1 protein-coding gene is annotated in these 477 nt (G+C 30.0%); it reads left to right on the top strand.

Translation table 11 applies throughout. The features are described 5' to 3' along the window. Positions 1 to 73: 73 nt before the first annotated feature. A partial coding sequence (locus Q3V31_RS30790; RefSeq protein ID WP_329767704.1) for a hypothetical protein occupies positions 74 to 477 on the top strand: 404 nt, incomplete at its 3' end.

Here is a 477-nt window from a genome sequence, read left to right as displayed (position 1 = left end):
GTTAGTGGATATCCAACAGGTCAAATTAATGCACCATTACCAGGTGGATTTACCAAATAGAGGAGGAACATAAATGTATGAAAAAGTAGATGCAGTATTATCTGAAAATAGCTCAGATAACTACTTCTATGATGATGAGTTTATGTATGTACAAGAGTTGATAAGTGAATTTACTGAAAATGATTGGGATAAATTGCTTCAAAATCTAAAGGACAGAGATGATAAATATAAAATTAGATTAGTATATTGTATAGATGAAGATACTGGGATGAATGGATTCAATTTATTACTAGATTTACTCAATGCGAATGATGAATTAGCTGAATATGTAATAGACTCTTTGCGTTCTTTTAACAATGAAGAATATAAAAAAATAATCGCTTCCAACAAGCAAATAATGGATAAAGCAGAGAGTCTACTGAAAAAATCGAGTCTGCCAGTTAAGAGAATTTTAGAAGCATTTTTACAACAAAATAC

This window comes from Bacillus nitratireducens (assembly GCF_036320425.1).
GTDB lineage: Bacteria > Bacillota > Bacilli > Bacillales > Bacillaceae_G > Bacillus_A > Bacillus_A nitratireducens.
The sequence above is the reverse complement of the archived record's forward strand: the minus strand, read 5'-3'. Positions and strand labels throughout refer to the sequence as shown.